19 protein-coding genes and 7 tRNA genes are annotated in these 20,041 nt (G+C 73.5%); 15 read left to right on the top strand and 11 right to left on the bottom strand.

The features are described from left to right. Positions 1-139: 139 nt before the first annotated feature. Entirely contained in the window at positions 140-1,522 is a 1,383-nt protein-coding gene (locus tag ACFYMO_RS19300) for a protein kinase (protein WP_366772027.1), read from the bottom strand. Between the two features lie 638 nt (positions 1,523-2,160). On the opposite strand from ACFYMO_RS19300, the gene ACFYMO_RS19295 reads away from it, so the two are divergent. The 3 genes from ACFYMO_RS19295 (at position 2,161) to ACFYMO_RS19285 (ending at position 3,975) form a co-directional block, all read left to right on the top strand. Next, complete coding sequence (locus ACFYMO_RS19295; RefSeq protein ID WP_388547609.1) at positions 2,161-2,370, top strand: hypothetical protein; 210 nt, start codon at positions 2,161-2,163, stop codon at positions 2,368-2,370. A 209-nt stretch (positions 2,371-2,579) separates the two neighbouring features. Then, positions 2,580-3,641, top strand: coding sequence for a phosphotransferase family protein (locus ACFYMO_RS19290; protein WP_388547607.1), 1,062 nt, complete (start codon positions 2,580-2,582; stop codon positions 3,639-3,641). Between the two features lie 43 nt (positions 3,642-3,684). After that, on the top strand, positions 3,685-3,975 hold the full coding sequence (locus tag ACFYMO_RS19285) for a zf-TFIIB domain-containing protein (protein WP_366772051.1): 291 nt from the start codon (positions 3,685-3,687) through the stop codon (positions 3,973-3,975). A gap of 105 nt (positions 3,976-4,080) precedes the next feature. On the opposite strand, the gene ACFYMO_RS19280 is transcribed toward ACFYMO_RS19285, so the two are convergent. The 5 genes from ACFYMO_RS19280 to ACFYMO_RS19260 form a co-directional block, all read right to left on the bottom strand. Then, a tRNA-Val gene (locus ACFYMO_RS19280) sits at positions 4,081-4,152 on the bottom strand. A gap of 1 nt (position 4,153) precedes the next feature. Beyond that, positions 4,154-4,225, bottom strand: a tRNA-Val gene (locus ACFYMO_RS19275). A 27-nt stretch (positions 4,226-4,252) separates the two neighbouring features. Then, positions 4,253-4,324: transfer RNA gene (locus ACFYMO_RS19270), tRNA-Val, on the bottom strand. 1 nt (position 4,325) lies between these two features. Further along, positions 4,326-4,399, bottom strand: a tRNA-Cys gene (locus ACFYMO_RS19265). A 31-nt stretch (positions 4,400-4,430) separates the two neighbouring features. After that, positions 4,431-4,503 (bottom strand) — tRNA-Gly (locus ACFYMO_RS19260). Positions 4,504-4,648: 145 nt separating this feature from the next. On the opposite strand from ACFYMO_RS19260, the gene ACFYMO_RS19255 reads away from it, so the two are divergent. The 3 genes from ACFYMO_RS19255 to ACFYMO_RS19245 all read left to right on the top strand — a co-directional run bounded on the left by ACFYMO_RS19255 (position 4,649) and on the right by ACFYMO_RS19245 (position 7,633). After that, the gene (locus ACFYMO_RS19255; protein WP_366772024.1) at positions 4,649-5,833 is read left to right on the top strand and encodes a chorismate-binding protein; all 1,185 of its coding nucleotides are present in this window, start codon (positions 4,649-4,651) and stop codon (positions 5,831-5,833) included. Next, complete coding sequence (locus ACFYMO_RS19250; RefSeq protein WP_366772023.1) at positions 5,830-6,651, top strand: aminodeoxychorismate lyase; 822 nt, start codon at positions 5,830-5,832, stop codon at positions 6,649-6,651. Before ACFYMO_RS19255 ends, ACFYMO_RS19250 begins: the two co-directional genes overlap by 4 nt. Positions 6,652-6,745: 94 nt before the next feature. Continuing rightward, positions 6,746-7,633, top strand: a complete 888-nt coding sequence (locus ACFYMO_RS19245; RefSeq protein ID WP_366772022.1) for a GNAT family N-acetyltransferase — start codon at positions 6,746-6,748, stop codon at positions 7,631-7,633. Positions 7,634-7,663: 30 nt separating this feature from the next. Here ACFYMO_RS19245 and ACFYMO_RS19240 read toward each other — a convergent pair whose 3' ends face one another. Continuing rightward, positions 7,664-8,191 carry a DsbA family protein gene (locus tag ACFYMO_RS19240; protein WP_388547602.1) on the bottom strand — a complete coding sequence of 176 codons (528 nt, stop codon included), beginning with the start codon at positions 8,189-8,191 and terminating at the stop codon, positions 7,664-7,666. 103 nt (positions 8,192-8,294) lie between these two features. On the opposite strand from ACFYMO_RS19240, the gene ACFYMO_RS19235 reads away from it, so the two are divergent. Both ACFYMO_RS19235 and ACFYMO_RS19230 read left to right on the top strand, forming a co-directional pair. Further along, complete coding sequence (locus tag ACFYMO_RS19235; RefSeq protein ID WP_366772020.1) at positions 8,295-8,780, top strand: hypothetical protein; 486 nt, start codon at positions 8,295-8,297, stop codon at positions 8,778-8,780. A gap of 172 nt (positions 8,781-8,952) precedes the next feature. Next, complete coding sequence (locus tag ACFYMO_RS19230) at positions 8,953-9,114, top strand: hypothetical protein (protein WP_276474314.1); 162 nt, start codon at positions 8,953-8,955, stop codon at positions 9,112-9,114. A gap of 50 nt (positions 9,115-9,164) precedes the next feature. Here the strand turns inward: ACFYMO_RS19230 and ACFYMO_RS19225 are convergent, their stop codons facing one another. Both ACFYMO_RS19225 and ACFYMO_RS19220 read right to left on the bottom strand, forming a co-directional pair. Continuing rightward, a complete protein-coding gene (locus ACFYMO_RS19225) occupies positions 9,165-9,737 on the bottom strand; it encodes a CGNR zinc finger domain-containing protein (protein WP_366772019.1) in 573 nt (190 codons plus the stop codon). A 245-nt stretch (positions 9,738-9,982) separates the two neighbouring features. Further along, a complete protein-coding gene (locus tag ACFYMO_RS19220; RefSeq protein WP_026005227.1) occupies positions 9,983-10,396 on the bottom strand; it encodes an SsgA family sporulation/cell division regulator in 414 nt (137 codons plus the stop codon). Between the two features lie 200 nt (positions 10,397-10,596). On the opposite strand from ACFYMO_RS19220, the gene ACFYMO_RS19215 reads away from it, so the two are divergent. The 7 genes from ACFYMO_RS19215 (at position 10,597) to ACFYMO_RS19185 (ending at position 15,634) form a co-directional block, all read left to right on the top strand. After that, entirely contained in the window at positions 10,597-10,953 is a 357-nt protein-coding gene (locus tag ACFYMO_RS19215; protein ID WP_078534389.1) for a TIGR02611 family protein, read from the top strand. Between the two features lie 46 nt (positions 10,954-10,999). Continuing rightward, positions 11,000-11,071: transfer RNA gene (locus ACFYMO_RS19210), tRNA-Val, on the top strand. A 76-nt stretch (positions 11,072-11,147) separates the two neighbouring features. Next, a complete protein-coding gene (locus tag ACFYMO_RS19205; protein WP_388547596.1) occupies positions 11,148-11,606 on the top strand; it encodes an SRPBCC family protein in 459 nt (152 codons plus the stop codon). Positions 11,607-11,657: 51 nt separating this feature from the next. After that, positions 11,658-11,729: transfer RNA gene (locus tag ACFYMO_RS19200), tRNA-Val, on the top strand. Positions 11,730-11,867: 138 nt separating this feature from the next. Beyond that, on the top strand, positions 11,868-12,812 hold the full coding sequence (locus ACFYMO_RS19195) for a hypothetical protein (protein WP_366772016.1): 945 nt from the start codon (positions 11,868-11,870) through the stop codon (positions 12,810-12,812). Positions 12,813-13,013: 201 nt separating this feature from the next. Then, on the top strand, positions 13,014-14,996 hold the full coding sequence (thrS, locus tag ACFYMO_RS19190) for a threonine--tRNA ligase (protein ID WP_388547593.1): 1,983 nt from the start codon (positions 13,014-13,016) through the stop codon (positions 14,994-14,996). A 98-nt stretch (positions 14,997-15,094) separates the two neighbouring features. Beyond that, positions 15,095-15,634 carry an HIT domain-containing protein gene (locus ACFYMO_RS19185; RefSeq protein ID WP_026005225.1) on the top strand — a complete coding sequence of 180 codons (540 nt, stop codon included), beginning with the start codon at positions 15,095-15,097 and terminating at the stop codon, positions 15,632-15,634. Between the two features lie 110 nt (positions 15,635-15,744). On the opposite strand, the gene ACFYMO_RS19180 is transcribed toward ACFYMO_RS19185, so the two are convergent. Together ACFYMO_RS19180 and ACFYMO_RS19175 are read right to left on the bottom strand one after the other, a co-directional pair. Continuing rightward, positions 15,745-17,418, bottom strand: coding sequence for a hypothetical protein (locus tag ACFYMO_RS19180; RefSeq protein WP_366772014.1), 1,674 nt, complete (start codon positions 17,416-17,418; stop codon positions 15,745-15,747). 197 nt (positions 17,419-17,615) lie between these two features. Further along, positions 17,616-19,829 carry an elongation factor G-like protein EF-G2 gene (locus tag ACFYMO_RS19175; RefSeq protein ID WP_366772013.1) on the bottom strand — a complete coding sequence of 738 codons (2,214 nt, stop codon included), beginning with the start codon at positions 19,827-19,829 and terminating at the stop codon, positions 17,616-17,618. Between the last annotated feature and the right edge of the window lie 212 nt (positions 19,830-20,041).

Genomic DNA, 20,041 nt, shown 5'->3' with positions numbered 1-20,041 from the left:
CGGGGCCGCACGCAGCCCGCCGTCGGTACGGTGCCCCGGCCGGGAGGCGCCGCCGGTCCGCCGGCCCCGCGCGCCCGAGGCCGGCTTCCGGGCCGCGGCACCCGCGGCCACCCCGGTCACGGCAGGTGCCGTTTCCCGGTCACGGCACCTGCACGGAGCTGCTGCCGAGCCCGCGCTTGGGACCCTCGCACCCCTGGGCCACCGCGATGCCGAGGGCGACCAGCAGGGTCACCGTCACGAAGACGATGAGCCGCTGCCGCAGCAGCCTCCTCTTGCGGGCTGCCGGACCGAGCCCGCCGGGGCGCCCGCGCCGGGCGGCGGGCCGCGGCCCGGCCGGCCTGCCGTTCGTCGTCCGCTCGCCGACCCGCTGAGCCGGCGCCGCCGGGCGGCGGGGCGGACGCGCGTCCCTGCGCGAGCCGTTGCCCGTCGGATGCGCGCCGTCCCGCGCGGCCCGCGCGGCCCGCGGGGTGCCGGACGCGGTCGAACGTGCCGGGCGGGGAGTCGAGGCCCGGGGGGCGCTCGCCGCCCGCTCGCGCTCCCAGCCGACGGTGTCCCGCTGGGTCCGCTGCTGCATCGGGTCCCGGGGGCGGCGCTCCCCGGCGGGCCGCGCGCCGGACGCGGACCGCCCGCCCGTCCCCGGCCGCTCACCGTGCCATGCCGCCCGGACGCCCGGGGCGGGATCCCCGCCGTCGGACAGACCGCGGGCCTCCCGCGCGGCGATCTCCTTGAGCCGCAGCGAGAGCTGCAGCGTGCTGGGCCGGTCCTCCGGCGACTTGACGAGACAGGCGTGGACGAGCGGGGCCAGCGCCGCGTGCACGGTGTCCAGCAGCGGCTCCTCGTGCACCACGCGGTAGAGCATCACCTCGGAACTGCCCTGCCCGAACGGGGAGTCCGCCGTGGCCGCGTACGCCAGCGTGGCGCCCAGCGCGAACACGTCCGTCGCCGGGGTGACCGCCGCGCCCCGCACCTGCTCGGGCGCCAGGAATCCGGGGGAGCCGACCGCCGTGCCCACATGCGTCAGCGTGCTCGCGCCGGTCGCCCAGGCGATACCGAAATCGATGATGCGCGGGCCCTTGGGGGACAGCAGGATGTTCGACGGCTTCAGATCGCGGTGCACGACACCCGCCTCGTGCACCGCCACCAGGCCCTCGGCGAGTGCGGCGCCGATCGAGGCGACCTGCGCGGCGGGCAGCGGGCCGTTCTCGTTCACCTTGTCGTGCAGCGAGGGACCCGGCACGTACTGGGTGGCGAACCAGGGGCGGTCGGCCTCCAGGTCCGCGGCCACCAGCCGGGCGGTACATCCGCCGCGGATCCGCCGCGCGGCGGACACCTCGCGGGCGAAGCGGGAGCGGAACTCCTGGTCCTCGGCCAGGTCCGGCCGGATCACCTTCAGCGCGACCCGCTGGCCGCGCCGGTCGGAACCCAGGTAGACCACGCCCATACCGCCGGCTCCCAGGCGCCGGTGGAGCCTGAACGAGCCGACGACTCGCGGGTCCTCGCGCCGGAGCCGCATCATCGCCATGTCCGTTCCTACCTCCGGTGTCCGGTGGGCGGTGGCCCACCTCCGGCATCCGGTGGGGGAGCAGCCCACCGGTGTCCGGTCCGTCTGACGACCACAGCTTACGGACTGCCGCGGCGAGCCGACGATAGGCCGCGCACGCGGCGCCAGACGGGATGTCAGAGCCCGGTCGTCGTAGGGGACTCCACCGGACGCGCCGGTTCCGCACGCCTCCGCGCCCCCGGTTCCGCGCCGTCAAACCGGCCCCGCGGCACGGTGTTTGACGCGGTGACGGGCCCGGTGGGCGCGCCGGCCGACAGTGCAGCGGGACTGCCTGCGCCCTCCGCCCCGCCGGGCCGGAGGAACCGGCTCGGCCAGGGCCGGGAGGCGGCGCGGGAGTGAGAGAACTCACCCCCTCGGGCCGCATGGGGGACCGGCCGGCGGTACTCCCTGGGGGAAGACCCTGGGAGGGCCGGGGACGCCCTCCACCCTGGGGAGTAGGCGGCCCCGTCGCACGTCATCCTGCGGGAGGCCCCGAGTCGGTACGCGCGCATGACGCCGCCCCGGGCGGCCCTGCCTAATGTGGTTGTCGAGCGGCGGGCGCAGCACTCGTCCCCCGAGGTCGGACGTCCGCCGCTCCAGACAACGATCAGGAGCGGATCATGGCGTACACGGCCGGGCGCACGGCGCCCGCGGGGAAGGGGCGGCGCGCGGCACTCGCGGAGTTCGGCGTCCGCCCCGGCGGCCGTCGCCATCCGCTGGTGGCCGCCGCCATGGTGCTGCCACTCGCCCTCCTCCTCGGCCTCGTCTCGGGCTGGGGCCGGATGGTGCTGACACAGGCGTCGTCCGTGGTCGGAATGCTGGGGTCCTGAGCGGCCCCGGGCCCGGTGGAGCGGACCGGGTCGGGGACTTCCGGCTCTACAGCCCCGTGGGGACGGGGGTGCGGCGGACGGCACGAGGCCCGGGCAGCTGGGGAGCTGCCCGGGCTCTCGCGTATCCGGCGGCCGGTCCGGTACTCCGGACGCCGCCCCCGGACCAGCGGCGCGCCCTGCGGTGCCCTCGTCGAACCCGTGGAGTACTCGTGGCCGATCCTCAGAGCCCCGGCGGCAGCCCCGCGCTGCACCGGTCCCTCGCCATGCTCGCCGGTGATCCCCGGGGGCAGGGCGACGTGCTCGCCGATCGTCCCGACGCCGCCGTCGTGCGGGTCGGCGACCGGGTCGCCAAGGCGCACGCGCCCGACGTGGAAGTGCCCGCGCTGGAGGTGCGGATCCGGGTCGCGGCGGCCCCGGAGTACCGCGGGGTGCTACTGCCTCCCGCCTCCGGCGCCGCCACTTCGCCGCTGCCCGGCGGTCGGCTCGGCAGCGTGTGGCCCCTCGGCGCCCCGGTCGACCCGGACGACGCGGCGGCAGCGCCCTGGGGAGCGGCGGGTGTGCTGCTGGCCCGGCTGCACACGGCGCCGCTCCCGGCGCCCGCACGGCTCCCCGGTCCGCTGCCGCCGATGCGCGGCCCGGCCAAGGCGGCCCGGGCCCTGGAGCGGATGCGGCGCGCACCCCGGGGCGCGCATGGCGCGTCGGCGGATGTCGTCGAGCGCGCATGGGCCGGGCTGCCGCCCTGGTGCCGGGACGAGGAGCCGGGTCCGGCCTCCCGCACCCTGTGCCACGGTGACTTCCACCTCGGCCAGCTCGTCCGCCATCCGCGGCCCGACGGGCCCTGGCAGCTCATCGACATCGACGACCTCGGGCTCGGCGACCCGGCCTGGGATCTGGCGCGGCCCGCCGCCTGGTTCGCGGCCGGGCTCCTTCCGGCGGCGGTGTGGGAGTGCTTCCTCGGCGCCTACGCCCGGACCGTCGGCGTCGCCGCGGCGGCCGGTGCCGCCCGCGCCGAGCGCCTCCCGCACGCCCTGGCCGGTCCCGACCCGTGGCCGTATCTCGACGCGCCGGCCCGGGCGTTGACGGTGCAGAGCGCGGCGCTCGGCGTCGCGAAGGCCGGCACCGAGGGGCGTTCCCTGGACGAAGCGGAGGAGGCGTGCGTGGCCGCGTGCGCCCGGATCGCGGCTCTTTCGCAGGTCCCGAACTCCCCGCGGCCCGGGGGCCGTAGGCTGGAGCAGTGCCGACCGGGGCCGGGGGTGTCCGGTCACCGGTGAGGGATCCGGTGGGCAACCGGTAGGGAGAGGAATCCGACGAATGATGCAGTGTCCCAAGTGCGGTGCGCCGATGCACACGTACAACCGCAGCGGTGTGCAGATCGAGCAGTGCGGCAGCTGCCGGGGAATCTTCCTCGACTACGGCGAGCTGGAGGCTCTCACCAGGATGGAGGCGCAGTGGGGGCAGTCGGCGCCTCCGCCGCCCGGACCGCAGGGCTACCCCGCCGGCCCGGCCTGGGGCGCGCCGCAGCACGGCTCGTACGGCCACGGCCATCACGGGCACCACGGCCACCACGGGCGCCGCGGCTTCGGGCGGATGCTCTTCTCCTCCTGAGCGCGGATCCGCCTCGCAGCACGGGAGTCCGCGACGCCCGCGGTTACGGAAGCCCGGAACACGGGCGAGGGCCCCGGCGAATCCGCCGGGGCCCTCGATCAGGTGTGGACGATACTGGGATTGAACCAGTGACCTCTTCCGTGTCAGGGAAGCGCTCTCCCGCTGAGCTAATCGTCCGTGCGCGGTACTGGGATTGAACCAGTGACCTCTTCCGTGTCAGGGAAGCGCTCTCCCGCTGAGCTAACCGCGCGGAAGGTCCGGTGGTGACCGGACCCGGTGGACGATACTGGGATTGAACCAGTGACCTCTTCCGTGTCAGGGAAGCGCTCTCCCGCTGAGCTAATCGTCCTTGGAGGTGGAGACGGGATTTGAACCCGTGTAGACGGCTTTGCAGGCCGTTGCCTCGCCTCTCGGCCACTCCACCAGGTGTGGGGGCCCGGGAGGTCCCCACATCGAGCGGACGACGAGATTCGAACTCGCGACCCTCACCTTGGCAAGGTGATGCTCTACCAACTGAGCCACGTCCGCAGTGCCTTTTCCGGGACGCACCCGGGAGGCCGTCCCCGGGGCGCGTGCACCTCGGCGACGTGTTGAACTTTAGCGGATTCCCGTGCCAGCTCAAATTCCGTTTGCGCAGCGTGGCCGCCCCCGCCGTCCTCATAGACTCGAAACCGTGTCCGATCTGACCCCGCTCGCCCGCTTGGGCGGCCATCTCGCCACCGACCTCCGCGACGTGACCAGCGACCCCGAGGCGCTCGACTCCTCGGGATGGTGGGCCGTCGTCGCCGACTACGAGGGCGGGCTGTGCTGCGCCCGCTTCGGCGACGTACGCCCTGCACCGCTCCCCGCGCCGGTGCCCGGCCGCTGGCGGGGCCCGGCACCCGGCGACTGGGTCAGCTCGCTGGACCGCGCCGCCTACACCGAGGGCGTGCGGCGGATCCGCGCCGCCATCGGCGCCGGAGACGTCTACCAGGTCAACCTCTGCCGGGTGCTGTCAGCGCCGCTACCGGACCCCGCCCCCGGGGCCGCCGACGTCGATCAGCTCACCGCCAGGCTCGCCGTCGGCACCCCCGCGGCCTACACGGGCACCGTGCGCCTGCCGGCCCACGGTGTGGAGATCGCCACGGCCTCCCCGGAGCTGTATCTGCGGCGTGCGGACCGCACCGTCGAGTCCGGCCCCATCAAGGGCACCGGCCGCTCCGCGGCCGACCTGGGGGAGAAGGAGCGGGCCGAGAACGTGATGATCACCGATCTGGTCCGCAACGACCTCGGCCGGGTGTGCGTGCCCGGCTCCATCACCGTCCCCGCGCTGTGCGCACCCGAGCCCTACCGGAACCTGGTCCATCTGGTCTCCACCGTCCGGGGCGAGCTGCCGGAGGCCGCCGGACCCGCCGCCCGCGGAGCCGGCGGATGGGCGCGCCTGCTGGCGGGCACCTTCCCGCCCGGCTCGATCACCGGCGCCCCCAAGTCCTCCGCGCTGCGGCTGATCGACGCGCTGGAGACGGCGCCGCGCGGCCCGTACACCGGCGGCATCGGCTGGGTCGACGCCGACCGCGGAACGGGCGCGCTGGCCGTCGGCATACGCACGTTCTGGATCGAGCGCGACCACCCGCGCCCGCTGCTGCGCTTCGGCACGGGTGCGGGGATCATCTGGGACTCCGACCCGGAGCAGGAATGGCGGGAGACGGAACTGAAGGCTTCCCGGCTGCTCGCGGTAGCGTCGGGGGAGTACGACGAGAACTCCAAGAACGCCGGGAACGACAAGAACACCGCGGCCGCAGCGCGCGGCTCGGCGACGCCCGGTGCCCGTCCGGTGACACAGCGGCCCCCAGCGGCTCCCCGAGGTGAACAGCAGTGAAGATCTGGCTCGACGGCGGACTCCAGGACGCACACAGCGCGAACGTCTCCGTGTTCGATCACGGACTGACAGTCGGGGACGGGGTCTTCGAGACGCTCAGGACCGTGGAGGGCACCCCGTTCGCGCTCACCCGGCATCTGCGGCGGCTCGCCTCCTCGGCGCGCGGCCTCGGCCTGCCCGAGCCCGACGCGGACGAGGTGCGGCGGGCCTGCGACGCGGTCACCGCGGCCAACCCGATGCCCTACGGCAGGCTGCGGATCACCTACACCGGGGGCGTCTCGCCGCTCGGCTCGGACCGCGGCGAGGCGGGCCCCACCCTCGTGGTCGCGCTCGGCGAGGCGACCCGCCGCCCGGACACCACCTCGGTCGTCACCGTTCCCTGGACCCGGAACGAGCGGGGCGCGGTCACCGGGCTGAAGACCACCTCGTACGCGGAGAACGTCGTCGCGCTCGCCCGCGCCCGGCAACAGGCGGCCACCGAGGCCCTGTTCGCCAACACCCACGGCCGGCTGTGCGAGGGCACCGGCTCCAACGTCTTCATCGTCCTCGACGGCGAGCTGCACACACCGCCGCTCGCCTCGGGCTGCCTGGCGGGGATCACCCGGGCCCTGGTCCTGGAGTGGGCGGGCGCGCACGAGACGGATCTGCCGATGGCGGCGCTGGAGCGGGCCGAGGAGGTCTTCGTGACCTCCAGCCTGCGCGACGTACAGGCCGTGGCGCGGCTGGACGGACGTGCCCTGCCCGGCGCGCCGGGCCCGGTCACCGCCAAGGCCATGCGGATCTTCGAGGAGCGTTCGGCGGCCGACATCGACCCGTAGCGGCGCCGCGGGCCGCCGCGGGGACGCGTGCCGGTCCGCGCGATCCGCGGCGCAGCAGGTGGGCACCTGGCGGCCGCCCGGGTAGAACGGCACCGTGACGACCACATTGCGCCCCACCGGTCCGGAAATCCGCCCGCCCGAGGGCGGACGCGCGCGCGCCTACGAGATCCGGGTCAACTCCCGCCCCGTGGGCACCGTGCACCTCAGCCGAGCGCCGGAGGAGGGCCCGGCGCCCGGGCGGCTGCGGCTGTACGTCGAGCCGGGGGAGCGGCGGCGGGGCCGCGGCGCCGTGGCGGCACTCGCCGCCGAGGAGGTGCTGCGCGGCTGGGGCTGCACCCGTGTCGAGGCGAGTGTCCCGCTGACCCCAGACGCCGAGTCGTCCGCCGAGCCCGACGGGAGCCGTGAGCGGACTCCCGCGGGAGTCCGCCTGCTGGCCGCGCTCGGATACGCGGAGAGCAGCAGCCATCTGATCACGTCGCTGCCGTCGCCGCACACCCGCCCCGGGCTGCCCCCGGGCCGCGCGCTGCGCCCGCTGGCCGACGCCGAGTTCGACGCCTGGTGGGAGGAGCAGGCCGCGACCTTCGTCGCCGGGCTGATCGAGAACGGCCACTCCCGGGAGCAGGCCCTCGCCCGGTCCGCGGCCGGGCGGCGCACGCACCTGCCGGAAGGAGCCGCCACGGCGGGGGCCGCGCTGCGCGTCCTCAGCAGCGAGGGCACCTCCGTCGGCACGTTCTGGCTGGGCTTCACCGGGCTGCCCCGCGACGATGTCCACGCCTGGGTCTACGACGTCCGCGTGCGGCCCGGAAGGCGGGGCGAGGGCCACGGACGCGCCCTGATGCTGGCCGCGGAGACGGTCTGCCTGGAGGCCGGGGCGCACCGTCTCGGACTCAACGTCTTCGCCGGCAACACACCGGCCCGGCGGCTCTACGGTTCGCTGGGCTACCGGACAGTGGAGCGCCACTACCTCAAGCCGCTGCTGTGACGCTCAGGACGCCGCTGCGACAGCCGCCGCTCAGCGCCCCAGCAGCCGGTCGGCGATCTCCTCGATGCGCGCGCGCAGCCCCTCCTGGCTCTTGCCGCCGTCCAGCCGCTGCCCGTCGACCACGTACGTCGGGGTGCCCGTCACCCCGATCGCCCTGCCCTCGGCCTGGTCGGCGTCGACAGCCAGCAGATGCCGTCCGTCGATCAGGGCCGTCTCGAACTCCTCCGCGTCCAGGGCCAGCTCGCGGGCCACCTCGACCAGCAGCGCCTCGCCCCGCTCGGTCAGCTCCCCGGTGCGCGCCAGCACCGCCGCGGCGTACTCCTCACCCTTGCCCTGCTCGTACGCCTCCTCGATCGCCTGGGCGGCCGCATAGGCGTGCTTGTGCTTCTCCAGCGGGAAGTGCCGCAGCCGGATCTCCAGCGCGTCGCCGTACCGCTCCCGCAGGGCCCGCAGATCGGTCTGGGCGCGGTGGCAGTCCGGGCACTGCAGCTCGCACCAGACCTCCAGGGTGGCGCGGGGCTGCGGGAGGGTGGTGCCGGAGTCGGTGGGGTTGTCCATGGCGACAGTCTCTCAGCCCCCAGGAGGGGGCCTACCCGGAGATCTCCCTGAACCGCGGCCCCGGCCATGGCCGCCACCGCCCGGCCGGTGCGACCATGGAGACATGCTCACCACCACCGTCTGCGCCGCGCTCTCCGCGGCCGGCCTGGCCATCGCCTTCCTCACGGCGTGGCGGCGTCGCTTCGCCGCCGCCACGCGACTGGCCGCCGTCGCGCTGGTGCCGGTCGGGCTGGCGATGTCGGGCCTGGTCGGGCTCGGCGGCAAGATCGGCAAGGCGGTCGGCAGCTGGGCGGCCGATCTGGTGCTCAAGCCCACCGTCTGGGCCGGATTCGCCGTGCTGGCCTGCGCCGTCGTGCTGTGGATCATCGGCCGCGCGGCCGCCGCCCGCAGTGGATCGGCGGCGTCCCGCCGGGAGACCCGGGCCGCGGAGCCCGCCGCGGGAGCCCCGGCGCTCGGCGCCGCGTCCGGCCAGCCGGCCACCCGGCAGCAGCCCGCACCCGGCAGGCCCGCGGCAGGCAAGGCCAAGGGCGCCGAGCCGGGCGAGGACTTCTCCGACATCGAGGCCATCCTCAAGAAGCACGGCATCTAGCCCCTCCGCCGACTCGCCCGGCCCACTCGGGCCGGCCACCTGCGCCGTCCCCGCGTGCCGGACGGCCCTAGCACGCGAGACCGCGGCACAGCGGGCTTTCCGGCGGAAACCACCGGGAAAGGGGTGGAGCAGTCGTCCGGTGCAGCCGGGGCTGCGCCATGATCGCGGCGAGATGGACACGACGCCGAACTCCGCGATCGAGCTCGACGAGCTGCCGCCCTCCGAGCCCAAGGGATGCCTGTACGCACTCTCCCAACCGCCGCTGATGCTGTTCCTCGCCGTGATCGCGGTGCTGCTCGGTGCCGCCGGGGCGCACGACCTGCTGCTGCTCTGACGGGCCGGCCGGAGCCGGGCAGCGGCGGGCGTCGCGGGTGGTGCGCGCGCTCAGCGCGGGACGCCGCCCCCGGACGACTCCCGCCGCCGTGCCCGGTAGGCGGCCACGTGGAGGCGGTTGCCGCAGGTACGGCTGTCGCAGTAGCGGCGGGAGCGGTTGCGGGACAGGTCCACGAAGACCCGCCGGCAGTCGGGTGCCGAGCAGCGCCGCAGCCGGTCGCGCTCGCCCGCGACGAGGACGAACGCCAGCGCCATGCCGCAGTCGGCCGCCAGGTGCTGGGCGACGGAGGCGCCGGGCGCGAAGTAGTGCACATGCCAGTCGTAGTCGTCGTGGTCGGTGAGCTGGGGTGTCGTGCCCGCCTCGGCGACCAGTGCGTTGAGCAGCCCGGCCGCGGTGCGGGTGTCCTCCGTGACGAACACCTGTGCGAAGCGCTCGCGCACCGCGCGGACGGCACGCACGTCGTCCTCGGACAGCGCGCCGACCCCGCTGACGTTGGTGCGCTCCGCGTAGGAGCGCAGGTCTGCCACGGACACCAGCGTGTCGGGGTTCTCGCCGTCCGCCATGGTGTTCAGCAGCTCGACCGCCTGGTCGAGCGCGCACCGGGTGTCGTGGTTGATCTGCACGGGCCGCTCCTGCCGTGTCCGGGAATCCTCCGGCCTGGGGGGAAGCCTAGTCGCTGGGCTCCGGTCCGAGGGCGGGTGTTTCCGGACGGTGCCGGCGCCGTCGCCGTACGCAGCGACGCCGCCGCCGCGTACGAGTACGCGGCGGCGGCGTCGCAGTGTGCCGTTACACGAAGCGGTGCCGTGGCACACGGCTGCCGGACCGTCGGCCGTCGCCCCGAGTCGGACGGCCGCGGTGACCGGCGGTCTCAGCTCTCCGCGAGGATGTGCGAGAGCTCGGTGTCCAGGTCGAAGTGGCGGTGCTCGGTACCGGGCGGTACGGCCGCGTCGGTCCGCTTGAGGAAGGATTCCAGTGCCCGCGCCGGGGCCTCGAGCAGGGCCTCGCCCTCTGGGGAACTGAGGGCGATGCAGGCCACGGACTGTCCGTGACTGCGGGACGGCCAGACTCGGACGTCCCCGGTGCCGGTGGGCCTGTGCAGCCCTTCGGCGAGGAGGTCGCGGGCGAAGACCCACTCCACGGTCTCCTCGGCACCGGTGTGGAAGGTGGCGTGCACGGCGTAGGGGTCCGCCGTGTCGTACCGCAGGCCCGCTGGTACAGGCAGTGAGGACTCGCTCGAAACAACGAGGCGCAGGTGCAGCTCACAGCTCACCGTTGTGTTCATAAGCGCCAGGGCCTTTCGCTCAGTGTGCGCTCGGGGATTCGCACGTCGGCGCAATCGACATGCCACCTACGCGCCGGTTGTAAACCCCTCTGACTGTTTTGTACGGAATCGATTCCTTCGTACGGCTCTTGTAGGTTTGGGAGGTGCGGCCATTCCAGTGAACCGGCACTGGCCGAAACGAGTCAGGTACCTTGTCTGTCATGACTGCGGAGAGTGACGCGATGCCGCCCGAGGTACGGGAGGAGAAACCCCTCGGCTCCCGCGCGCCGAGGTTCGTCCAGGCGTCCAGGCCGCTGCACCTGAGCTGGCGCGTGGTGGTCTTCGTCGTCGGTCTGGCGATCGTGACCGGCGGCGTGATCATGCTTCCGCTGCCCGGTCCCGGCTGGCTCGTGATCTTCGGCGGGATGGCGGTCTGGGCGACCGAGTTCGTCTGGGCACAGCACGTGCTGCGGTGGACCAAGCGCAAGTACCGGGAGGGCACCCGGTGGCTCAAGGACCGCCGCGCGGCCCGTAAGGAGCGCAAAGCGGCCCGGCAGGCGGCCCGGCAGTCCTCCTGATGGTCATGACCACCCGCTGACATGCGGTAATGTTGTGCCCGCCGGCGGGCGATTAGCTCAGTGGGAGAGCGCTTCGTTCACACCGAAGAGGTCACTGGTTCGAACCCAGTATCGCCCACGCCATGCGCAGGGCCCGGAAGCGACCAGCTTCCGGGCCCTGCGTCGTAGAGTCCCGTTCCCGGGAGGGTCGGCCCGTGGATCCGAACCACTACCGCTTCCGCGCCGTCTGGCCGGTCGCGGCCCCGCCGAGCCGGGTCTACGCCGCGCTGGAGCGGCTCGACGCGTACCCCGCGTGGTGGCCCCAGGTGCGCGGGTTCGCCCGGACCGGCGAGGACAGCGGTCTCCTTCGCATCCGGGCCGCGCTGCCCTACCGGCTCTCGATCGCGCTCCACGCGCGGCGCCGCGACCCGGCGGCCGGGATCCTGGAGGTCGGCATGAGCGGCGACCTGGTCGGCTGGGCCCGCTGGAGCGTACGCGCCGCCGACGGCGGCAGCGTCGCGCTCTTCGCCCAGGACGTGGAGGTCGAGAGGCGCCTGCTGCGCATGCTGGCCGTCCCCGCCCGGCCCCTCTTCGTCGCCAACCACCGGCTGATGATGCGCGGCGGTCTGCACGGTCTGCGGACCCTGCTGGAAAGGGGTTTGGATGAAGAGTGAGACGCCCTGTATTGTTCTGCACGTGCCGCCGGGCCAACGGCGGAACACCCGGGGCGATTAGCTCAGTGGGAGAGCGCTTCGTTCACACCGAAGAGGTCACTGGTTCGAACCCAGTATCGCCCACCCGGTATCCGTACGGCAGCATCCGAGGCCGCGGCGTCAGCAGACGCTGCGGCCTTTCGTATGCCCGTCCCGCGCCCCCGATCCGCCGCCGTCCGCTCCGTTTTGCGACCCCGCCCCGCGGTCAGGAGAAGGAGGGGAGTGGCCGGGGACACGGAGAGCGTGATGCGAGGCGCCGCCGACGACGACGAGATCCACTGGAGACGCGAACTGCCCGCCGGCAACACGGCAGCCACCTGGCGGGCGCGCCAGAAGCTGGGCACCGCTGCCCGAGCGATGCTCCGCGCCGGAGCCCTGGCCACACAGCGGAGCGCCGGATTCCACGGCGCCCGCGGCGACCGCCGGGCGGACGCCTTCACCCGGCGGGCGCGGTACGCGGAGGCCCCCGAGGAGAGCGCGGCGGGACGGACGCTGACCGCCTCGGCCCCGCCCGGGCCACCCGACGGCGGCGGCCGGGAGCTGGCCGTGCTGTGCCGCGCGCTGCGGGCGACCGCCCGGGCCGTGTGCCGCTACCGCGCCACCGGCGCCACCGAGCACTTCGACGCCGCCGTCGCCGACGGCTGCTGCGCCGAACTCACCGACGCGCTGTGCCAGTTGGTACGCGGAACCGAAGAGGTGCGGATCACTCTCGCCTGGTCGCGCACGGCCGGAGCGCCCCGGGACTGCCCGCGACGGCCCCCCGCCCTCGTCTTCACCCCGGCCGACCTGCCCGCACTCGAACGCGCCGGGCGGCACTACGTGCGCGTCGAGCCCCCGGTCCCGGTGCGGGTCACGGGAACCGTCGTACGGCTGCGCCGCGCCCGGCCCGGTGAGCCCGGTTCGGTGCGCCTCGACGTGCTGGCCGGCGCCGAGGTGACCCAGGTGCGGGCCCGGCTGGACGACGAGGGCTACCTCCGCGCCGTCCACTCCCACCTGGTGGGGCTGCCGCTGCGGATCGCCGGGCTGCTGGAGAGCCGGGGCGGCTTCCGGCGGTTGAGCGGCGCGCACGACGTCGCCCCCGTCCCGGTGCCCGAGGAGGCCCGGGAGCGGCTGCTGAAGCGGCTGCGCACTGCGCTCGACGACTTCGAGCGCGGCGTGGGCGGCTGACCGGCAGCCGAACCCGCCCGCCGGGTGCCGCGGCCGGGTGCGGGCCGTGGCGGCGTCCGCCGGGTCCCCCGCCGCCGCGGCCGGCTTCGCGGCCGGTTCCCCTCGCGGGCCGCGACCGTTTCGCGGTCCGGCGCCATCGCTCGGTACGATTCGACGGCGCGGCGCGGGCCGCGTATCCCAGGTGAGAGTCAGGAGAGACCGGTGTCTGATGTCCGTGTGACCATCCAACGCGATTCCGAGCGGGAAGAGCGCGTGGCGACCACGGGCACTACGGCCGCCGCGCTCTTCGAGGGGGAGCGTTCCGTCGTCGCCGCGCGCATCGGCGGCGAGCTGCGGGACCTCGCCCGTCCACTGGCCGACGGCGACGAGGTGGAGCCCGTCGAGATCACCAGCGACGACGGTCTGGCCGTGCTCCGCCACTCCACCGCGCACGTGCTGGCCCAGGCCGTCCAGGAGCTCTTCCCGGACGCCAAGCTCGGCATCGGCCCGCCCGTCAAGGACGGCTTCTACTACGACTTCGACGTGGCCGAGCCCTTCACCCCCGACGATCTCAAGCGCATCGAGAAGAAGATGCAGCAGATCCAGAAACAGGGCCAGCGCTTCTCCCGCCGCGTCACCACCGACGAGGACGCCCGCGAGGAGCTGGCGGACGAGCCGTACAAGCTGGAGCTGATCGGCCTCAAGGGCAACGCGGCCGATGCCGCCGAGGGTGCCTCGGCCGAGGTCGGGTCCGGCGAGCTGACCATCTACGACAACCTCGACGCCAAGAGTGGCGAGCTGTGCTGGAAGGACCTGTGCCGGGGCCCGCACCTGCCCTCCACCCGGCAGATCCCCGCCTTCAAGCTGATGCGCTCGGCGGCCGCCTACTGGCGCGGCAGCGAGAAGAACCCGCAGCTCCAGCGAATCTACGGCACCGCGTGGCCCACCAAGGACGAGCTCAAGCAGTACCTGGAGTTCCTCGCCGAGGCCGAGAAGCGCGACCACCGCAAGCTCGGCACCGAACTGGACCTCTTCTCCATCCCCGAGGAGCTCGGTTCCGGGCTCGCCGTCTTCCATCCCAAGGGCGGCGTCGTCCGCAAGGTGATGGAGGACTACTCGCGCCGGCGGCACGAGGAGTCCGGCTACGACTTCGTCAACACGCCGCACATCACCAAGGAGCGGCTCTTCGAGATCTCCGGACACCTGCCGCACTACGCGGACGGCATGTTCCCGCCGCTGGAGTTCGACGAGCAGAACTACCGCCTCAAGGCGATGAACTGCCCGATGCACAACCTCATCTTCCGCGCCCGCGGCCGGTCCTACCGGGAGCTGCCGCTGCGGCTGTTCGAGTTCGGCACCGTCTACCGGTACGAGAAGTCCGGCGTCGTCCACGGGCTCACCCGCGCCCGCGGCTTCACCCAGGACGACTCGCACATCTACTGCACCAAGGAGCAGATGCCGGACGAGCTGGACAACCTGCTCACCTTCGTCCTGAACCTGCTGCGCGACTACGGCCTCGGCGACTTCTACCTGGAACTGTCCACCCGCGACCCCGAGTCGGACAAGTTCATGGGCACCGACGAGGAGTGGGAGGAGGCCACCGAGGCGCTGCGGCAGGCCGCGGGCAAGCAGGGCCTCGACCTGGTCATGGACCCGGGCGGCGCCGCCTTCTACGGGCCCAAGATCTCCGTCCAGGCCCGGGACGCCATCGGCCGCACCTGGCAGATGTCCACCATCCAGGTCGACTTCCAGCAGCCCGCCAGGTTCGGCCTCGAGTACACCGCCGCCGACGGCTCCCGTCGGCAGCCGGTGATGATCCACCGTGCGCTGTTCGGCTCCATCGAGCGGTTCTTCGCCGTGCTCCTGGAGCACTACGCGGGCGCCTTCCCGGCGTGGCTCGCACCGGTGCAGGCGGTCGGCATCCCGATCGGCGACGACCATGTGCCGTACCTGGCGGAGTTCGCCGCCGCCGCCAAGGCCAAGGGTCTGCGGATGGAGGTGGACTCCTCCTCCGACCGGATGCAGAAGAAGATCCGCAACGCCCAGAAGTCCAAGGTGCCGTTCATGGTGATCGCCGGTGACGAGGACGTCGCCAACGGCGCGGTGTCCTTCCGCTACCGCGACGGCTCGCAGAAGAACGGCATCCCCCAGGACGAGGCGATCGCGGAGATCCTCGACGCCGTGGAGCGCCGTGTCCAGGTGTGACCCCGGGTGAATCCGCTGTGACGCGGGGAGAGGGCGGCCGTGCGGCGGGTCCGCCCCCTCCTCGTGTCCCGCGCCGCCCGGCGCATAAGCTGGCGGGCATGACGAGTGAGCCGGAGCAGCAGATCGGAGTGGGGGCACCGGACCAGTTCCAGCGCCTGTGGACACCTCACCGGATGGCCTACATCCAGGGGGAGAACAAGCCGAGCGGCCCCGGCGCCGAGGACGGCTGCCCCTTCTGCACCATCCCGGAGAAGTCCGACGCGGACGGTCTGATCATCGCCCGCGGCGAGAAGGTCTACGCGGTGCTCAACCTCTACCCGTACAACGGCGGCCATCTGATGACCGTGCCGTTCCGGCACCTGGCGGACTACACCGAACTGGACGAGGCCGAGACCCTGGAGCTGGCGGAGTTCACCAAGCGCGCGATGACCGTGCTGCGGCGGGTCTCCGGAGCGCACGGCTTCAACATCGGCATGAACCAGGGCGCGGTGGCGGGTGCCGGTATCGCCGCCCATCTGCACCAGCACGTGGTGCCGCGCTGGGGCGGCGACACCAACTTCATGCCGGTCGTCGGCCACACCCGGGTCCTGCCGCAGCTCCTGGCGGACACTCGCGCGATGCTGGCCGAGGCCTGGTGATCCCGCGGGCGTCCCGCCAGGCGCCGTAGACCTCGGCCGCGTCCGCCTTCCGGCGCCGTGCACCTCGGCGTCGGCTTCGGCTTCAGGCGTCCCAGACGCCGGTTTCGGCTTCAGGCTTCGTAGACGTCGGCCTTGAACGGCTTGGCGTCCTGCACGGCGGCGCTCAGGTTGAGCGAACGGGAGCCGAACCGCTCGACGTTGCAGCCGTTCTCCTCCAGCACCTTGATGGCGGCCGCGTGCACGACCCGCAGCACGGGCGTCGCGGCGCGCATCGCGTCGTCGGCCATGAAGCGGTGCCGCCACGGCTTCTTCGCCCAGGCGTGCCGCAGACCGAACGGTTCGGGCAGCGAGAGCTTGCCGCCGAGGAAGTCCAGCACGGGCGGGAACCAGGTCAGCGGAGCCCGCGCGGCGAGCCGCACCACCTCCTTGGTCTCCACCAGGGGCAGGTTGACCGTGCGGGTCTCCCAGAACTTGACGCTCTTGGCGACCTCCTTGGTCTTGGCCTGCGGGCCGCTGGTGAACAGCCCGTCGACGGGCCCCAGGGCGTGGCCGGTGACCTCGATGCGCAGGGTGTGGTGCAGCACCGTGACGCTGATCAACAGGGTGATCACCAACTGGCCGTCCCACAGCACGAACTGGACGCCCAGATAGTGCCGGTTGCCGGCGCCGAACTGCTGCTCGTTGCAGATGCGCTGTATCTCGAAGTCCTTGATGCGGTACCCCTCGACCTCCTGGCCCTCGGGGTGCTTGACCGCCTTGGCTCCCTCGGCGATGGGGGAGACCACCCAGTGCCGTATCGAAGGGGTGGGGAAGCCGCCGGTGTGCAGCGGGCCGCGCTCCAGGAGGCGGAGCTGGTCGTGGATGGCGCGGATGACGTCCCAGCTGCGGAACGGGTTGATCTCCTCGCCCTCCCGCGCCGGTGTCAGCTCCTCGGCCAGCTGCCAACTGCCCCACCGGGTCCCCATGCCCAGTATCCCCTTGGGGCCAGCGTAGTAGATCAGGTTGCCGGCCTGCTCGGCGGCGACCTTGGCCAGGCCCAGCCGGATGCGCTCGGCGCCCGCGTCGCCCGGGTCCTGGGGCACCGCTTCGGGGATCTTGGCGCCGACTCCGGTGCCGCCCAGCAGGCTCTGCCACCGGGCACGCAGATCCTTGGCGTACCGCTCGCAGATCTGCTTGGCCCACATCCCGCCGACCACCGGCGCGATCAGCATCGCCCGCAGATAGATCCCCCAGAAGCCGCTGACCGGGAGCTTGATCGCGAAGAGCACCGCCAGCGCCCCGACGGCGACCAGCACCACCATGCCGACAGCCCCGGCCCGCTTGTCCTTGGACCCGGCGATCATGCGGCGCAACTGGAAGGCCAGCAGCCACAGCAGCACCCCGGGCAGGAACAGCAGCCCGAAAAGCACCATCACGCCGGTCAGCCGCGCGTCGCGCTGCTTGCGCACCCGGGTGGCGGCCAGGCAGTGCTCCACGATGGTCTGCGGTTCGATGCCGAAGGACTGGATGAGCGGGGCGCGGGCGCCGCCGAGCAGCCGGGTCTGCACCGCCCGGGAGTACGCCTCACCGAGGTTGGGCTCGAACAGGGAGAGCCGCGGCTTCTTGAAACCGGCGTCGGGGTTGGCCGCGACCAGCTTCTCGACCTCGTCGTCGCGGTAGGCAGCCGAGGCCAGCGCCTGGGACGCAGCCGTCTGCCCGCCCGACCCGGAGATGGGCACCTGGGCCCCCGGGGTGAACTCCGCTGCCACGTCGGGCTGGCTGCTGAGATCGTCGAATCCGGCCACTGGGCCCCCACTCCGCTCGGATCAGGCTCGCGGCACCCGGTGCCGACCCGGCGCAGGCCCGGTGAGGTGCCGCCGACCACGCCAGACGGCTTCCCAACTGCCGCGGTCGGCACACATCTTGCCTCAGGGAGGGCGCCGGCAGCGACCGCCCGCACGAGTGGTTCCCCGGCTGGGGCCACCGGCGGCGCCTCCGCGTCTCACCGCGCTGCGGGGCCGCCCTCCGCCTCGAGCACGCGTGCCGCGTGCTGCGGCGGCATCGGCTCGTGCCGTGCGTACCCGCGCGAGAACCGGCCGGTGCCGTGCGACATCGCCCGCAGGTCGACCGCGTACCTGTCGATCTCGATCTCGGGGACCGAGGCGCGCACCACCGTGCTGCCCGCACCGGCCTGTTCGGTGCCCAGCACCCGGCCGCGCCGGGAGGAGAGGTCGCTCATCACGGCGCCCACATAATCGTCGGGGACCACGACCTCCACCTCGGCCACCGGCTCCAGCAGCGCGATCCCCGCCCCGGACGCGCACTCGCGCAGCGCGAGCGCGCCCGCCGTCTGGAAGGCCGCGTCCGAGGAGTCGACGGAGTGCGCCTTGCCGTCGACGAGGGTGATCCGCACGTCCACCAGCGGATAGTCGGCGACCACCCCCTTGGCCGCCTGCGCGCGGACGCCCTTCTCCACCGAAGGGATGAACTGGCGCGGTACCGCACCCCCCACCACCTTGTCGACGAACTCGATCCCGGAACCCGCGGGCAGCGGCTCGACGGTGATCTCGCAGATGGCGTACTGGCCGTGCCCGCCGGACTGCTTGACATGCCGCCCGCGCCCCCGGGCGGCCGCGGCGAACGTCTCGCGCAGCGCCACCCGGTGCTCGACGGTGTCCACCCGCACCCCGAAGCGGGACCGCAGCCGCTCCAGCGCGACGTCCCGGTGCGCCTCGCCCATGCACCACAGCACGAGCTGTCGGGTCTCCGGGCTCTGCTCCAGCCGCATCGTCGGGTCCTCTGCCACGAGCCGGGCCAGCCCCTGGGAGAGTTTGTCCTCGTCCGCCTTGCTGTGGGCCTGGACGGCGACGGGCAGCAGCGGGTCGGGCATCCGCCAGGGAGCCATCAGCAGCGGGCGGTCCTTGGCGGAGAGGGTGTCGCCGGTCTCGGCCCGGCTGAGCTTGGCCACGCAGGCGAGGTCGCCCGCGATGGCCGCGTCCAGCGTGCGCTGCTGCTTGCCGAACGGCGCGGAGAGCGCACCGATGCGCTCGTCCTCCTCGTGCGGTGGACGGCCCTCCCGGTCCGGGGCAGTGGCGCCGTGCCCGGCGACGTGCACGGTTTCGTCCGGGCGCAGGGTGCCGGAGAAGACGCGCACCAGGGAGACCCGGCCCACGTAGGGGTCGGAGGAGGTCTTGACGACCTCGGCGGCCAGTGGCCCGTCCGGATCGCAGCCGAGCGGCGGGAGCGGCGTGCCGTCGGCCGCCGTGACGGCGGGGATCCCGTGCTCCTCCGGGGTGGGGAAGCCGCCGGTGACCAGCTCCAGCAGCTCGACGGTGCCCAGTCCCTGCCGGGCGCTCCCGGCGGCGGGGGCTGCGGCCAGCACGGGGTGGAACGTGCCCCGGGCCACGGCCTTCTCCAGGTCCTCGACGAGCGTCTTGGTGTCGCACTCCTCGCCGGCCAGGTAGCGGTCCATCAGGGACTCGTCCTCGCTCTGCGCGATGATCCCCTCGATCAGCCGGTTCCTGGCCTCCGCGACGAGCTGCCGATGTCCCTCGTCCGGGTCACGCTCGGTGCGCTCCCCGCCCGTGTAGTCGAACAGCCGTCCGGTGAGCAGTCCGATCAGACCGGTGACCGGGGCCGTGCCGTCGGAGCGCCGAGCGCCTGGTGCCGGCAGGTAGAGCGGGACGACGGTGTCCGGATCGTCGCCGCCCAGCTCCCGCCGGCAGCTCGCGGTCATCTCCTCGAAGTCGGCGCGGGCGGCGTCCAGATGGGTCACGACGATGGCCCGCGGCATACCGACGGCAGCGCACTCCCGCCACAGCAGCCGGGTGGCTCCGTCCACCCCGTCGGTGGCCGAGACCACGAAGAGGGCGGCGTCCGCGGCGCGCAGTCCGGCCCGCAGCTCCCCGACGAAATCCGCGTACCCCGGGGTGTCCAGGAGGTTGACCCGGATGCCGTCCCAGCGCAGCGGAACCAGCGAGAGCTGAACGGAGCGCTGCCGCCGCTGCTCGATCTCGTCGTGGTCGGAGAGCGAGGTGCCCTCCTCCACCCGGCCGGCCCGGTCGATCGCGCCCGAGGCCAGGGCGAGGGCTTCCACCAGCGTCGTCTTGCCTGCTCCGCTGTGGCCGACCAGCGCCACGTTCCGAATCGAGCCGGGGTGGTCGGCCGCCGTCGCCCTGCCGGCGGCTCCGGGGTGCGCGTGCGCTTTCTCGGCCATGTGTCCCGCCTTCCGGTCGTCACCTGCTGGAGCACGCTGGGGGGACCGAGCGGTCGCGAAGGACCGCGGTCCTTCGAGCTTTGCACCGCCGCCTGCGGGCGTCCATACGTGGAACACGGCACTACCCGACCGTGTGCGCCGGGCGCCGCCGCCGCGTGACTACGATGGGCCACCCGGTGGCCACACCGTCATCCGGCTCACTCTCGACGCAC

Source organism: Streptomyces sp. NPDC007025, assembly GCF_042869455.1.
Classification (GTDB): domain Bacteria; phylum Actinomycetota; class Actinomycetes; order Streptomycetales; family Streptomycetaceae; genus Streptomyces.
The sequence above is the reverse complement of the archived record's forward strand: the minus strand, read 5'-3'. Positions and strand labels throughout refer to the sequence as shown.